16 protein-coding genes and 2 pseudogenes are annotated in these 15,994 nt (G+C 34.1%); 2 read left to right on the top strand and 16 right to left on the bottom strand.

The features are described 5' to 3' along the window. Window positions 1-97: 97 nt before the first annotated feature. The 15 genes and pseudogenes from GQ590_RS09610 to aceE all read right to left on the bottom strand — a co-directional run bounded on the left by GQ590_RS09610 (window position 98) and on the right by aceE (window position 12,195). A complete protein-coding gene (locus GQ590_RS09610) occupies window positions 98-559 on the bottom strand; it encodes a hypothetical protein (RefSeq protein ID WP_160408558.1) in 462 nt (153 codons plus the stop codon). Next, entirely contained in the window at window positions 522-1,061 is a 540-nt protein-coding gene (locus GQ590_RS09605) for an HNH/endonuclease VII fold putative polymorphic toxin (RefSeq protein WP_237397855.1), read from the bottom strand. Before GQ590_RS09605 ends, GQ590_RS09610 begins: the two co-directional genes overlap by 38 nt. A 269-nt stretch (window positions 1,062-1,330) precedes the next feature. After that, the gene (locus GQ590_RS09600) at window positions 1,331-1,708 is read right to left on the bottom strand and encodes a hypothetical protein (protein ID WP_160408560.1); all 378 of its coding nucleotides are present in this window, start codon (window positions 1,706-1,708) and stop codon (window positions 1,331-1,333) included. Then, window positions 1,709-1,960, bottom strand: a complete 252-nt coding sequence (locus GQ590_RS12335; RefSeq protein ID WP_202112962.1) for a hypothetical protein — start codon at window positions 1,958-1,960, stop codon at window positions 1,709-1,711. A gap of 96 nt (window positions 1,961-2,056) precedes the next feature. Next, window positions 2,057-2,614, bottom strand: coding sequence for a hypothetical protein (locus GQ590_RS09590; RefSeq protein WP_034947478.1), 558 nt, complete (start codon window positions 2,612-2,614; stop codon window positions 2,057-2,059). A gap of 87 nt (window positions 2,615-2,701) precedes the next feature. After that, complete coding sequence (locus GQ590_RS09585; RefSeq protein WP_160408562.1) at window positions 2,702-3,010, bottom strand: hypothetical protein; 309 nt, start codon at window positions 3,008-3,010, stop codon at window positions 2,702-2,704. Window positions 3,011-3,023: 13 nt separating this feature from the next. Continuing rightward, window positions 3,024-3,551, bottom strand: a pseudogene (locus GQ590_RS09580) (RHS repeat-associated core domain-containing protein); the annotation flags it as partial. 89 nt (window positions 3,552-3,640) lie between these two features. Further along, window positions 3,641-4,135, bottom strand: coding sequence for a hypothetical protein (locus GQ590_RS09575; protein ID WP_160408564.1), 495 nt, complete (start codon window positions 4,133-4,135; stop codon window positions 3,641-3,643). Next, window positions 4,107-4,574, bottom strand: a pseudogene (locus tag GQ590_RS12330) (hypothetical protein); the annotation flags it as partial. The pseudogene GQ590_RS12330 and the gene GQ590_RS09575, both read right to left, overlap by 29 nt. Window positions 4,575-4,625: 51 nt before the next feature. After that, complete coding sequence (locus tag GQ590_RS09570; protein WP_160422587.1) at window positions 4,626-4,826, bottom strand: hypothetical protein; 201 nt, start codon at window positions 4,824-4,826, stop codon at window positions 4,626-4,628. A gap of 69 nt (window positions 4,827-4,895) precedes the next feature. Next, a complete protein-coding gene (locus GQ590_RS09565; RefSeq protein WP_160408566.1) occupies window positions 4,896-5,321 on the bottom strand; it encodes a hypothetical protein in 426 nt (141 codons plus the stop codon). A 12-nt stretch (window positions 5,322-5,333) separates the two neighbouring features. After that, window positions 5,334-6,113, bottom strand: a complete 780-nt coding sequence (locus GQ590_RS12755; protein WP_272914531.1) for an RHS repeat domain-containing protein — start codon at window positions 6,111-6,113, stop codon at window positions 5,334-5,336. 366 nt (window positions 6,114-6,479) lie between these two features. After that, complete coding sequence (gene lpdA, locus GQ590_RS09555) at window positions 6,480-7,904, bottom strand: dihydrolipoyl dehydrogenase (protein ID WP_160408570.1); 1,425 nt, start codon at window positions 7,902-7,904, stop codon at window positions 6,480-6,482. A gap of 16 nt (window positions 7,905-7,920) precedes the next feature. Further along, complete coding sequence (gene aceF, locus GQ590_RS09550) at window positions 7,921-9,516, bottom strand: pyruvate dehydrogenase complex dihydrolipoyllysine-residue acetyltransferase (protein ID WP_160408572.1); 1,596 nt, start codon at window positions 9,514-9,516, stop codon at window positions 7,921-7,923. A gap of 12 nt (window positions 9,517-9,528) precedes the next feature. Next, window positions 9,529-12,195 carry a pyruvate dehydrogenase (acetyl-transferring), homodimeric type gene (aceE, locus tag GQ590_RS09545; protein ID WP_160408574.1) on the bottom strand — a complete coding sequence of 889 codons (2,667 nt, stop codon included), beginning with the start codon at window positions 12,193-12,195 and terminating at the stop codon, window positions 9,529-9,531. Between the two features lie 368 nt (window positions 12,196-12,563). Here aceE and lipB point away from each other — a divergent pair, with 368 nt between their 5' ends. Both lipB and lipA read left to right on the top strand, forming a co-directional pair. Continuing rightward, the gene (lipB, locus tag GQ590_RS09540) at window positions 12,564-13,184 is read left to right on the top strand and encodes a lipoyl(octanoyl) transferase LipB (protein WP_160408576.1); all 621 of its coding nucleotides are present in this window, start codon (window positions 12,564-12,566) and stop codon (window positions 13,182-13,184) included. Between the two features lie 10 nt (window positions 13,185-13,194). Continuing rightward, window positions 13,195-14,154 carry a lipoyl synthase gene (gene lipA, locus GQ590_RS09535; RefSeq protein ID WP_160408578.1) on the top strand — a complete coding sequence of 320 codons (960 nt, stop codon included), beginning with the start codon at window positions 13,195-13,197 and terminating at the stop codon, window positions 14,152-14,154. 40 nt (window positions 14,155-14,194) lie between these two features. Here lipA and GQ590_RS09530 read toward each other — a convergent pair whose 3' ends face one another. Continuing rightward, a complete protein-coding gene (locus GQ590_RS09530) occupies window positions 14,195-15,967 on the bottom strand; it encodes a DUF3413 domain-containing protein (protein WP_160408580.1) in 1,773 nt (590 codons plus the stop codon). Window positions 15,968-15,994 lie beyond the last annotated feature (27 nt).

Raw genomic sequence — 15,994 nt, 5'->3', positions numbered from 1 at the left:
GGTGTTCAGTTATTTTTTTCATAATTAAATCCCCTTTACTTTTATCATCGAGAATTTTCTACTTTTTGTTGTGCTATTTTGGGGGGGAGTTACATGCTTATTCTTCATCCAATATATACACACGACTTTCCTGATAAGTGAATGATTTAGTTGAAATCATGACACTCCAGTCTTCAGTATAAAAAATTACGTTATAGATGTTATTAAAGTGGCTATTTTCATTTTCTTTAAATAACTCTATCTTACATTCACAATTTTCTAATTTAGATTTTCCCCAATTACTTATATTAAAATCATCCATCATATTACTTGTAATATCAATAGCGATTACATTATAATTAGCGCCCCATTGCCCCCATTTTTTTATTTCAATGTTAGGATTTTCAGTTGTTTGTAATGTTATTGCAATATTTTTAAAACAATCAACTTTAATATGACTTAAACACATTTTTTGTAATCCATTGGGATATAATTGCTTTAAAAAATAATTATTGTCAATGATATCTATTATATTCATAATTTTAATTTTTACATTTTTTAGGAAAATTATAATGTCCATGAGTATCCTCAACATGTCCCGTGTTTAAATTATCAATTGGACGAACATTAAAATGAGGTTCTGCACCATGCCCAGGAGTTGCTTTTGTATGTCCTAAACTATGTTCTTGGATCGTAATAATTTCATTATTTTTACCTTTAAATTCATAATTTCTTGTTTCTACAATGGAACCATTAGAGTTTCTTACATACCCTCCTGAACCATCCTTTAAAGGCCTTTTATAAATATTACTAGGTTGTTGACTCATGGGGATTCTTGCATCTCTTTTGGCTTGTCTAAAAGCATCTCTACGACTGACACCATTATAAGAAGTTTTTTTATCAGCCATCAACCCAAACGGATCCACCCAAGCATTACTATCATGCACATACGCATAAAAATTCGGGTTATTACCTGCTAGCCCTATCGGATCTTGGCTAATATATAAACCGGTTTCAGGGTTATAATACCTAAACCGATTATAATAAAGCCCGTCTAGTTCTTGGTCTTCATACTGCCCCAGTTGCCTGAACGGTATGGAAAACTTATCTTCTTAAGAAAAGGTAACTCTTAATAATTGGCTTTTTTATTCTTCACAAAATATTACTTTATAAAGTTTTTTTCTTAAATCATCCAAAATATCATTTTCTTCTTTACATCAAATCCTATTTTTATAAAGCACTAAAGCAATAAAAAATCCTACACCTCCATATACTTCAAGATATATCTAACAAAATCTTTATTTTCAACCAGATACATTTTAATTAAAAACACTCTTAAAAGTAGTTTTATTTAAGTGTTTTTATTTAAATAATTTTTTCTATTTATAAAATGTGTTTTAATATCTTCATCTAAAGACTTTTCACACCTATTAGCTATATCTGCAGGTAAATTATCTCTTAAGCATATTGTCATTTTACATCCTTTATCTCCCTTATTATATATTTCATTGATATATTGAATTGGAAAACTTGGTCTTTCTAACAAATCAGAAAGTATACTATTTGCTAATTCTTTTGGAAGTAAGCTTATTAATTTAGGGACAACTAAATTTAAATCCTGTTCATCAATTTTTGTGATAAGTTCCATATTATCTTCACTAGTCCACTTTTTATTAGCTTCAGAGAAATGATTTATAATTAAATCTTTATCAACTATTATTTTTTTCATCTATTTACATTTACTAGCTAAAGCTTCTTTCCAGATTTTAGCATCTTTTTTATTAAGTTTATCAACTTGAGGTCCATTATGGGCTTTAAAAATTTTACCTTCATTGTCAATAACCAACCCTTTATCATAAATATGGCCATGTGGGTTACTTGGCCAAGGGTCAACGTCATTAGCATGCACTTGAATTTTATATCCCCCTAATTTTATTGTCCACAACCCGAACACATCAACCATCGTATTCGAATCATGCACATACGCATAAAAATTCGGGTTATTACCTGCTAACCTTATCGGGATCTTGACTTATATTGAATAAGAAAAAAGGCCACCTCAGACTGCCTTATATATTTACGAATATTGCCAAAAACCTGCTATTATTTCAGCAGTTATACTGTGTTTATATAAATATAATGCTCCATAACCAAATACATAGTTTTCTTTGATTAAATTTTCTGGATAATAATCTTCATCAATCTGGATAAAAAAGTCATAACCATTTTTTTCTAAATCTTTAAAATAATAATTTTCATCTTGTATAAGTCTTGGATTTTTTGATTCTGTTATAAAATTAAAAACATCAGATTCTACTTTTTTATACCCTTTTATATATGCTTTATTAAGGCCTTTAATCGTATAAATTTCATTATTACTTTCTTCTGAAAAAGAATGAACAAATACTTTTATAGAACAATTAGGATATATATTATTATCTATCATTTCATTATACTTTTTCGGTATAAAAACAGATATATATTTTTCTTTCTCTTGAGGATTTTGGAAAGATAAATAAAAATTATAATTATCGATTTCATTCACTTTATTTAAAAAATATTCAGGAATATTTCCTCCAATTCTACCTATTATGTTTTCTTTAGTATCTTGACTAATTTTAGCTGTTAAATTCATATTTAATTACATTTTATTAAATTATTTTTATTTCTTAATTATATTTTCTATGTGAATAGTGAAACTCATACTATGTTTTTATACACATTATGAAAATAATTTTTCTCCTAGTTCAGATAATTCATTACCAATATTTTCGATCATTATCATTTCTTTTTCACTATAGGGAGAATCTTTTGATATAAAAAAATAATTAGAAATATTAACAAATGCTAATGCTAATTTTTTAGGAACTTCTTTTTTATCTTGATAGTATTCTATTGCATGTAAAATGGCTTTCCTTAACAGTAAGTAATCATCTTCATCAACCCCTGAACCTACATGGATTTTTATAGGAATAGAATTTTCACCAATTAATTTTTCTTCTATAATATTTAAAGATGTTTTTATACACATTATTTTTTCAATTTTAATGACATTTAATTTTATCCGATGGTACATATCCTTCTACTAAAACTTCTTTAGAACTTGCTGCCATATTAGCAGAAACACCACCGACTCCATTTGCTTTAGCTTTTTCAACTGTAGATATGTCTATAATATTTTTATTACCTTTTATATCAGGAATAACATCATCAGTATCAAATGAAATCATGCGTTGTCCTGGCTGTTTCCACTTTTCTAAGATAGTTGAATCAGTACTTGTTGAAATATACTGTGATCCATTATTTCGACTGCCAGACGACACATGTCCATGCACCGTCATTCCTCTGCCTGGTTTTTTAGCAGATATCCCATTTTCAATTACTTCATCATCTCTTAAAAGACGATAAACCGTAAATAACCCGAACACATCAACCATCGTATTCGAATCATGCACATACGCATAAAAATTCGGGTTGTTTCCTGCTAATCTTATAGGATCTTGGCTAATATATAAGCCGGTTTCAGGATTATAATACCTAAACCGATTATAATAAAGCCCTGTTTCTACATCTTCATACTGCCCTCATTGCCGGAACGGAATGGAAAACTTATCTTCTTAAGAAAGACCAACCATAAAGGTTGTTTTTTAATAACTTAAAATTAGTTAAAATCAGATACATTTCCTTTTTTGTTCTCTTCTGAAATCAGATTAATTCCTTTCTGAATAAAATAGAAACTCATATCAAAAAATTGTAATAATAAATTGTTTATATGGATGCATTCTTCCTTTGAATTTAAGTCCAAAATAAAGTATCTGTCGATTTCATACAAAATCCTGCCATCTTCTAAAGATATATCACCATCTAAAAAAATATTTCGACCTTTTATTTGAAATGAGATACTTAAAACTACTTCATGAATATCGGTATTTTCAAACATATAAGGCTTTAATACTGTACTAATTAACCAAGAGAATATAGTATCATTTTTAGTAGTTTCTATTCTGCTGTATGATAATATATCATTGTGATTGATTTTTATTTTTGATACAATCTCTTCTAGTTGAGGTATAATAAATTCATTACCCCATTTTTCTAAATATAGATTTTTATTTAAGTTATCCATTTTATTTACAGCTTGGTTTCCACTCTCCAATATGCCCCTTTTTTACATCTTCAGCCAAAGGATTAGGAGCATCTACTCCTTTTAATTCAGTCCATTTTTTTAAGGCAGAACCATCCAAATCTCCTTTAGGGCGAATACTCACATGGCCATCTGAACCATCTAATACTGCTTCCACTCCCGATCCTAATTTTGAAATATCTATTATTTGTGCTTTTGATGTTGAAGGCATTTTTTTTATCATAACCTCTGTTGTTGTAAATGTTGAAAGTCCACCTGGAAGATCTTTTACTGCAGGTGTGAAATTATTAAGTGTACCACTACCTGCTCGATAAATAATTCCTTCTGTTAAAATTTTCTCATCCAACCCAAACGGATCCACCCAAGCATTACTATCATGCACATACGCATAAAAATTCGGGTTGTTTCCTGCAAGTTTTATGGGATCTTGGCTTATATAAGTTCCTGTATTACTGTCGTAATACTAGGATCTATTGTATTATAACCTAGCTCTTGATTTATATTATTTCAAATAACAATTTTCTATTTTACTATTTTTTCCTGTATCAATATTACTCAATTTAGTCAATGCGTCTTTATCGCTTATAAGCAAGCTATTCCCCACGCGGTGGGGAAATTTAATTGCTTGTTCGTTTTTGTGATTATTACGTGCTGTAATAAGTAATAATGATAGTATGAATAATGGTAAATGCTTTTGTTGCATAAGATAATGTTTATGGTAATAATAAAACAACTATTAAGTTGGCTTATTAATTTATCATCTTTTATTTTCCTATTTACCCATTATTAAAAGATTGTGAAAGTCTGTATATATTTTTTTAGAAAAAGAATCTTCTTCAATGGCACAAGGAACAGTTAATACATAATAAGATACTTTATTAAAAGTAAAACATGTATCCGTAGGTTCAAAATTTGAACGCCCATTTAATTCATATAAAGAGGCTTTTCCATCTAAAGAAACTATTCTAGCATTTATATAAAAACAACCTTCTCCATTTAAATCAACATTATACCCATGCTCTAAATGATATTCCCACATTTCTTTATTTTTAAAGAACATAATAGAATGTTCACCTAAATCGTTAATCTCATAATTATATTCATAACCTATCTTATCCGCATATAATTTCAATAAATTAATTACAGTTTCATTTGGTTTATCTGAATAATAAAAATATAATTCGCCAGTAAATTCCATATCTAGTAATATTTATTTACAAGAAGTTTTTCCATGAGAAACACCCTTCTTAAGTTTATTATTTGCATCTCTTAATTCCACATTATCCTCAACATACAATCTCAATGTAGGATTTTGAGGATCGACTAATTTCACTTTACTTTCATCTATTTGAAAAGCTATATAATGAGTACTTTTTTCCCCTGTTAGTCCCATTTTTCCTCGATTTCCAGAAATCTGCAATTGCTCTGGAGGAATTCCAGTAACATAAACAGCCTTAGGCTTCCCTTTAATTGAACCTTTCCCTCTAGCTCCAGGATCACTAGCTTTAATTACTCCTGATCCCATTATAGATTTATATCCTTTATCACTCGTATAATGATAAACAGTAATAACATCCAACCCAAACGGATCCACCCAAGCATTGCTATCATGCACATACGCATAAAAATTCGGGTTATTACCTGCTAACCTTATCGGATCTTGGCTAATATAAGTTCCTGTATTACTGTCGTAATACCTGAAACGATTATAATAAAGTCCATCTAGTTCTTGGTCTTCATACTGCCCCAGTTGTCTGAACGGAATAAACGGCTGATTGTTAAAAGTATCTTCCCGTATTCTGCCATAGATGTCAAATTCCACCTGCCAAACCAGTTCCCCTTTATCATCATAGGCCTGCGCGGGTCTGCCCAAATAGTCCGATACAATCGAGTAGGACTTGCCTTCGCATAGCTTTGCGGTGGGGACTAAACTTCCTTCTTCATAAACCCAAGTGGTTAGGTTTTCGACCGGTTCGGGTCGGTCCAACATAAGCATTCCCAGCTCGTCAGTAATAACCTTAGGACGCCGTGCACGCTGATAATGCCATTCATGCAATAAAACATTACCATCCCAAAGATAGCGATAAATCTTGGTGTGGACAATTTTCGCTGTTTTTGTTCCTGCTAGAAAACATCAAGTTTTTACATTTCATATGCTTAAAATAATTCACTCAAAATACATAACTTGAGATTTATCAGGGGAGGGATTAATTTAATTAATTGATTTTTATTTATTTTCTACATAAACGTAGTACACTCCTGAAACTTTTTAACAAAATTATTTTATAAATAAAATAAAAATACCGTTAGTTTGAGCTAACGGCATTCTATTAAGTATATAAATGACTTTTTATTACTATTTCTTCTTCGCTTTAGCATTTGGTAAATCAGTGACAGAGCCTTCATAAATTTCAGAGGCTAAGCCAATTGATTCATGCAATGTTGGGTGAGCATGAATTGTTAATGCGATATCTTCGGCATCACAACCCATTTCGACAGCTAAGGTGATTTCACCAAGTAATTCACCACCATTTGCACCAACAACCGCACCACCTAATAGGCGATTATCTGCTTTATTGAAGATCAGCTTTGTCATCCCTTCAGAGCAATCAGAAGCAATAGCTCGTCCTGAAGCTGCCCATGGGAAGATTGATACTTCATAATCAATTCCTTTTTCTTTCGCTTCTTTTTCAGTTAAACCAACCCAAGCAACTTCGGGTTCGGTATAAGCGATAGAAGGAATGGTTTTTGGATCAAAGAAGTGTTTTTTACCTGCAATTACTTCTGCTGCCACATGACCTTCGTGTACGCCTTTGTGCGCAAGCATTGGTTGACCAACAATATCTCCAATTGCATAGATATGCGGAACATTGGTACGCATCTGTTTATCAACTTCGATAAATCCGCGATCAGTAACATTAACGCCTGCTTTTTCCGCACTAATTAATTTACCATTTGGTGTACGACCAATAGCCACTAATACCGCATCATAAGTATGTGTTTCGGTAGTGCCGTCTTTCTTTTCCATGGTGACATAAATTGCATCATGTTTTGCTTCAACGGTAGTCACTTTAGTTTCCAATCGTAAAGTGAATTTCTTTTGGATCTGTTTAGTAAAGACTTTAATTACATCTTTATCGGCAGCTGGAATCACTTGATCAAACATTTCAACTACATCGACTTCTGAACCAAGTGCATGGTATACAGTGCCCATTTCAAGACCTATAATTCCGCCACCCATTAATAATAATTTTTTAGGAATGGTGGTTAAGGCTAAGGCATCTGTAGAATCCCAAATACGAGGATCATCATGTGGAATAAAAGGCAACTTAATTGGGCGAGAACCCGCTGCAATAATTGCATTATCAAAGGTGATCTTAGTGATTCCTTTTGATGAAGTTACCTCCATGGTATGGCTACCTGTAAATTGAGCTTCACCTTGAATCACATTGACTTTTCGCATTTTGGCCATACCAGCTAGTCCATTAGTTAGTTGGCTTATCACTTTTTCTTTCCAACCTCGGACTTTATCAAGTTCCAATCTAGGTGTGCCAAAATGAATACCATGTTCGCTTAATGATTTAGCTTCATCCATTACTTTAGCAACATGAAGTAATGCTTTTGATGGAATACAGCCTACATTTAAACAAACACCACCAAGTGTTGAATAACGTTCAACAAGAGTAACTTCTAGTCCAAGGTCGGCAGCACGGAACGCAGCGGAATAACCCGCTGGTCCTGCTCCTAAAACCACAACTTGTGTTTTAACATCTTGACTCATAATTTGATCTCCTTAATTACATCACTAAACGACGTAAGTCGGATAAGACGTTAACAATATGGCTTAAGAAGCGTGCACCATCAGCACCATCAATCACTCGGTGATCGAATGATAATGATAAAGGTAACATTAAGCGTGGTGTAAACTCTTTGCCATTCCAAACTGGTTTCATGCTAGAGCGAGATACACCTAAAATACCAACTTCTGGCGCATTAACAATTGGTGTAAACGAGGTTGTACCAATGCCACCAAGGCTAGAAATAGTGAAACATCCTCCTTGCATATCACTACCCGTCAATTTACCTTCACGTGCTTTTTTAGAAATTGCCGCAAGCTCACGAGAAAGTTCAACAATACCCTTTTTATCAACATCTTTAAATACTGGCACAACAAGACCATTTGGTGTATCGACAGCAACGCCAATATTAATGTATTTTTTGATAATTAAGGTTTGGGCATCTTCAGATAATGAACTATTAAAGCGTGGATACGCTGTTAATGCACTTGCTACCGCTTTCATGATAAACACAAGTGGCGTGATCTTAAGATCAAGCTTCTTCTTGTCTGCTTCTGCATTTTGTTGCTTACGGAATGCTTCTAAATCAGTAATATCCGTCTCATCAAATTCTGTCACATGCGGAATCATTACCCAGTTACGGTGTAAATTAGCACCTGATACTTTTTGAATTTTAGTTAATGGTAAACTTTCAACTTCACCAAATTTGCTAAAATCAACTTTAGGCCATGGTAATAGACCAGGTAATGCACCACCTGTAGCGCCACTTTCAATTTGTTTAACAGCATTTTTTACGTAAGTTTGAATGTCTTCGCGTAAAATACGGTTCTTAGGACCTGTCGCAGTAACTTTTGCTAGATTGACACCAAATTCACGCGCTAAACGGCGTACAGATGGTGTTGCGTGCGCATAAGCATCGTTTTCAACAAACTCATTGCTTGATGAAGCAGGCGCTGATTTTGCAGCAACTGGGGCTGGCGTTGGTTCAGGTGCTGCTTTTTCAGCAACAGGCGCAGCAGCTGGAGCTGTTTGAGTAACTGGAGCTGCACTAGATGTGGTTTCAAATTCCATAATTTTGGAACCTGTTTTTACTTTATCGCCCACTTTTACCGTAATGCTTTTAACTGTACCTGTAATAGTTGCAGGGATTTCCATTGAGGCTTTATCACCCTCAACAGTAATTAATGAATCATCAACAGATATAGTATCACCCACTTTTACCAAGATTTCGGTTACTTCAACTTCATCGCCACCGATATCGGGTACATTAACATCAACCGTTTGGCTAGCTGCAGCTGTCACAGCAGCTACTTCAGCTTTTGGCGCTTCTTGTGCAGGAGCAGGGGCTGCCGATGCAACTCCGCCCTCTTCATCAAAGACCATAATGTCAACGCCTGTTTTGACTTTATCGCCAATTTTTACTGAAATAGATTTGACAATACCCGCTTGTGGAGCAGGGATTTCCATTGAGGCTTTATCACCTTCAACAGTCATAATTGACTGATCTGCTTCAACTTTATCGCCAACATTTACCAGAATTTCGGTAACTTCAACTTCATCACCACCGATATCAGGTAATTTAATTTGAATACTCATTATGACAACCTCTTATGCAATTCGTGGGTTAAGTTTATCAGCATTGATTTCGAACTTTTTGATCGCTTCTTCAACAACACTTGCGTCAATATCACCGCGCTTAGCAAGTTCACCCAATGCTGCAATCACAACATAAGATGCATCGACTTCAAAGTGATGACGTAAATTTTCACGGCTATCGCTGCGACCAAAACCGTCTGTACCAAGTACTCGATAACTTTCAGCAGGTACAAATCCGCGAATTTGTTCAGCAAAGAGTTTCATATAATCAGTTGAAACTACAGCTGGGTTATTATTCATAATTTGAGCAACATAAGGAACTTTAGGTGTTTCACTTGGATGTAACATGTTGTAACGTTCACAATCTTGACCATCACGAGCAAGTTCAGTAAATGATGTTACGCTATAAACTTCGGAGCTAATACCATAATTTTTAGCTAAGATATCAGCCGCTTCACGAACATGGCGTAAAATAGAGCCTGAACCTAGTAACTGAACAGTCGGTTTACCTTTTTGACCCTCAACGGTATCTAGTTTATAAATACCTCGACGAATACCTTCTTCTGCACCTTCTGGCATTGCTGGTTGTGCATAGTTTTCGTTTAGCGTTGTAATGTAGTAGTATACATTTTCTTGCTCACCATACATGCGACGTAAACCGTCTTGCATGATTACCGCAACTTCATAAGCATAAGCAGGATCGTATGATATACAGTTAGGTATAGTTAATGCTTGAATGTGGCTATGACCATCTTGGTGTTGTAAACCTTCCCCATTTAGTGTTGTACGACCAGAAGTACCACCAATCATAAATCCACGAGCTTGCTGATCCCCTGCTGCCCACATTAAATCGCCAATGCGTTGGAAACCAAACATAGAGTAGTAAATATAAAAAGGAATCATTGGGAAATCATTGGTGCTATATGAAGTTGCAGCCGCTAACCATGAAGCGGTTGCACCACATTCATTAATTCCCTCTTGCAGAATTTGGCCTTTTTCATCTTCACGATAATAAGCCACTTGCTCTTTATCTTGTGGTGTATATTGTTGACCGTGTGGATTATAAATTCCAATTTGACGGAATAAGCCTTCCATACCAAAAGTACGGGCTTCATCAGCTAGAATAGGTACTAAACGCGGAGCAAGTTCTTTATCCTTAAGCATAATATTAAGCGCACGGACAAAAGCAATTGTAGTTGATATTTCTTTCGATTGAGCTTCAAGTAATGGCGCAAATTCACTTAATTCAGGGATAGACACTTTTCCTGAAAAATGAGTTAATCTTGAAGGTACGTAACCATGTAACGCTTCACGACGCTCATGGATGTATTTGTATTCAGGTGTATGCTCTTCAAATTTGATGTATGGTAATTTTTCAAGTGCTTCATCGGTTACTGGGATATTGAAGAAATCACGCACATGACGCACACCATCCATATTCATTTTTTTCACTTGGTGTGCAATGTTTTTCGCTTCGGCAGTTTCACCCATGCCATAGCCTTTAATGGTGTGAGCAAGAATAACAGTTGGGCGATCTTTAGTTTCTTTTGCACGTTGGAATGCTGCAAACATTTTAGCAGGATCTTGGCCACCACGGTTTAATCTAAATATTTCTTCGTCAGACATGTCTTTAACTAATTCTGCCGTTTCAGGATATTTACCAAAGAAATGTTCACGAACATAAGCACCGTCTTTAGATTTTAATGTTTGATAGTCGCCGTCAAGTGTTTCATTCATCAAACGGATTAACTTGCCAGACTTATCTTTTTGGAGAAGTTTATCCCAACGGTCACCCCAAAGTACTTTAATTACGTTCCAACCTGCACCAGCAAAGACACCTTCAAGCTCGTTAATAATTTTACCATTACCTGTTACTGGACCATCTAATCGCTGTAAATTACAGTTGATAACAAATACTAAATTATCAAGTTTTTCACGTGTTGCAACAGTAATTGCACCTTTTGATTCTGGTTCATCCATCTCACCATCACCTAAGAAAGCGTAAACTGTTTGCTCAGTGGTATCTTTAAGACCACGATGATTTAAGTATTTTAAGAATCGAGCTTGATAAATAGCACTAACAGGACCTAACCCCATTGAAACAGTTGGGAATTGCCAAAATTCAGGCATTAATTTAGGATGAGGATAAGATGACAACCCTTTGCCATGCACTTCTTGGCGGAAATTATCGAGTTGTTCTTCAGTTAAACGACCTTCTATGAATGCTCTTGAATAAATACCCGGCGAAATATGCCCTTGGAAATAAATTAAATCTCCACCATCCTTTTCATTGCGAGCACGGAAAAAGTGGTTAAAACAGACTTCATAAAATGTAGCCGCAGACTGGAATGATGCCATGTGACCACCAAGTTCTAGATCTTTTTTCGAAGCTCTTAGCACCATCATAATGGCATTCCAACGAACAATTGAACGAATGCGTCTTTCTATTTCCCAATCGCCAGGATAAGTAGGTTGCTCTTCTACTGGAATGGTATTTATATAATTACTTGTTGAAGAACCAAAAAGTAGAGGCACACCTCCATCTCTTGCCTTATTGACTATTTGTTCAATAATATATTGCGCACGTTCGATTCCTTCCTCACGAATAATTGACTCAACACTTTGTAGCCAATCTTGCGTTTCGACGGGATCGATATCATTCATTTGCATGTCCGACATATAAAAACCTCTTTTTTGTTTAAAAAAATGCAGTACTTGCCATCCTTAGCTACAATAAAACAATAACTAACAATACTGGCTCAAACTCTGCATTACGGAGCTTCATTAGTATCAGTCTGCCATTTTACCAAAAAAAGTAAAGCAAACTAAGGTTTAGAAAAGAATGTTAATTCCTATCAAATTAATCAACTATTTCAATGGTAATATTTAAAACAGCATTAGTTATTTGATAAAAAACAAATTTTACTAATGAATAAATACAAAAAAAAAGATACAATGTCTATACCGAAATCATCTACAAGGTATCAAATTGTAGTAAAATCTGATATATATTTATAAATTTTTTGTTAATATCAATAAGCAGCGCCATGAGTATTAATAATGTTATCATCAAAGATCTACATATTGTTCCCTATATGCAAACATATCAAGCTATGCATGACTTTACGCAAAACCGTAATGAACAAACACTTGATGAAATCTGGCTAGTTGAACATAACTCCGTATTTACTCAGGGAAAGGTAGGTAAAGCAGAACATCTTTTAAGTCAAACTGATATTCCTGTTATTCAAACCGATCGCGGTGGTCAAATTACTTATCATGCTCCAGGTCAACAAATCATGTATATTCTAATTAATTTAAAAAGACGCAATATTGGTATTCGCAATATGGTAAGTTTTTTAGAAAATAGTGTCATTCAAACTTTGGCACACTATGGTATTATAGCTAATGCAAAGTCTGATGCACCAGGAGTATATATTAACGAAAAGAAAATTTGTTCACTTGGTTTGCATATCAGTCGTGGCTGCACTTTACATGGACTTGCATTAAATATTGATATGGATCTTGCTCCTTTCAATAATATTAATCCTTGTGGTTATGCTGGGTTGCAAATGACACAACTAAAAGAATATACCTCAAAAATTGACCGTGATGAAATAAAACAGTTATTAACGGATAATTTTATTAAGCAATTACCAAAAATATAAGATACCAATTATGCAGAATAATCAAACACCAATCAGAAGCTCAAAATATCGCGATGCTGACAAAACCAGAATAATTCCAACAATAACATTAGAAGAAGCAACGCCTCTAAAAAAACCAGAATGGATGAGAATAAAATTATCAGCTCATTCAGATAATATTGCACATATAAAAAATACTATGCGTAAACATGGTTTACACTCAGTGTGTGAAGAGGCATCTTGCCCTAATTTGGCCGAATGCTTTAATCATGGTACAGCGACTTTTATGATTTTAGGCGACATTTGTACCCGCCGATGCCCATTTTGTGATGTTGCACATGGCAGGCCATTACCACCCGATAGTGAAGAGCCGATTAAATTAGCACAAACCATCCAAGAGATGAAATTACGTTATGTGGTGATTACCTCAGTTGATCGTGATGATTTAAAAGATGGTGGTGCTAGCCATTTTGCTAATTGTACTCGTGAAATCCGTGCTTTAAGCCCCAATATAAAGGTTGAAACATTAACACCGGATTTTCGTGGCTGTATTGAAGAAGCTGTCGAAGTATTAAGTGAAAACCCACCTGATGTATTTAACCATAATCTAGAAAATATTCCTCGCTTATACAAAAGAATTCGCCCCGGTGCTAGCTATGATGGTTCGCTTAAATTGCTTTCAGCTTTTAAAGAAAAGCATCCTGAAATCCCAACAAAATCAGGGCTAATGGTCGGACTGGGTGAAAGTAATGAAGAATTGATTCAAGTTTTACAAGATTTACGCAGTCATGGCGTTACCATGCTGACACTTGGGCAATATCTACAACCAAGTAAATACCATTTACCTGTTGAACGCTATGTTTCACCACAAGAGTTTGAAGAGTTAAAACAAATAGCATTAGATATGGGATTTACACATGCTGCTTGTGGGCCTTTTGTACGTTCATCTTACCATGCTGACTTACAAGCTATGGGGAAAGAGGTGAAGTGATCTTCACCTCTTTGTTTTATTATCAAACCCAACAATAAAATCAATTATCAAAAACCATAAATCGTCGATTTTCAGTAACGATTTGCAAAAAAATCGGTAAGCTAATTTTTTCGCCTTTTCGTAATTTACCATTAAGATCATAAACTTTAGATCGTCCAAAAGCATCTAAAACGATGGTTTTATCATCATACAGTGCAGCAATAGTATTTTCGCTACCAGCAACTAACCATTGTCTAGCGTTCAGATTGAATAAATTCTTACCCTGACTATACTGTTGTGGTGGTGTGGTGACATAAAATATGTCTTGCATTAGTGTACGCATAATATCCGTTTGTGAAGTTGCTTCAGTTATTTGAACTTTTTCTTTATTTGGCCATGACATAATTAAAGGTATTTTTAGTGATTCGCGATTAAAATCGCTGCCTGCATTGCGTAATACTAATTTTTTTGCTTCATCAATTTTAATATCATTTGAACCAGTAATAATAATAACTGTATCATCATAAGCTTTAGATAACTTTAAATAAGCAATTAGCGATTCGATATATTTATCTAGCTTTTTAGCATCAGATTGTAATTCAGATATCGTAATTTTTTTGTTTTTATCTCCCAAAGAATATTGGATTATAGAAAACAAAGGCGCATGATTATCAAGATTATTCTGTTCTTCATGCCATGCAACCCAGTTTTCAGTTATTTTTTTATTGGATTGTTTTTTAGGTTCGGGGATTGAAAAATTAGATAACAATGCTGAACGATATAATGGTTCTGCAAAACCATCTGCTGAAAATAATCCTAAATTATAGTGCTGTTTAGTAATAACATCGAGCAATACAGACGGTTTATGACCAACAAGAATACTATTGTAGTAATTTGGATCTAATCCATAAAACAATGAAAAATCATTCAAATAAGATTGATTACTTGCTCCATAATGATTAGTAAAAGCAATATTATTTTTCGAAAACTCATTCAGCCACGACATATGTTTAGTTAATAAATTAGTGTTCCACCCTTCAATAACAATTATTAATACATTATTTTTTGTTGGTGGTTGATCATAAACAATGCGCCCTAAAGGATACTCAATCGCCATCGCAAAAGGATTTCCTTCTTGAGTAACACGATTTCGATAACCATTTTCTTCCATAAAACCATAACGCTCAAGAAAGTGGCGAGCGGTTAAAGGATAAGAAAGTGGAAGACTTGAGCGCTGCATGGTAATTGGTCGATAAAAATTAGCATCAGCCCAAATATGAATTAAATGAGAAGCAACAAAGCAAGCAATAAAAATGATTACAACAGGCTTGGCATAACGTTTGCGTTTACTTAAACTGCGTAGCTTTTTCCAGCTCCAAGCTGAAAATAAGATCTCAATCAATAAAATAAATGGTATAGCAATAAATACTGTACTTAAATAAGAAATTTTTTGCGATGAAAATAATTGCCAAATCGATAAATTTAGATGCATTCTAAAATGCGAAAAAACTTGAATATCAATAATCAGTAATGAAAGCCCTACTGTTGCAAAAACTGTCGCAATAATCCGTTGCCATCGAGAAGAATGGATAAAAAAGCTTAACGGGAAAAGTAAAATTAAATAAGTAACAAAAGTTAAATAACTAAAATGACCAATAGTGCTAATAATTGCATAAAATCGCCCCATAAAGGTACGAGGCCAATCGGCAATCAGTAAATATTGACTACCAAGTAAAATAACAACAAAAATATTAAACAAAGTAAACCAATGTCCCCAACTAACAATTTGCGAGGCGCGTTCGTCTTTGAAGTAAGTATTTTTGATTTTGAGCATATTTAATCGTTGATAATGATGGTAATG

Origin of the sequence: Gilliamella sp. Lep-s35 (assembly GCF_009795845.1) — a bacterium.
GTDB lineage: Bacteria > Pseudomonadota > Gammaproteobacteria > Enterobacterales > Orbaceae > Gilliamella.
Note: the sequence above shows the minus strand (reverse complement) of the source record. Positions and strands in the feature narration are given on the sequence as shown.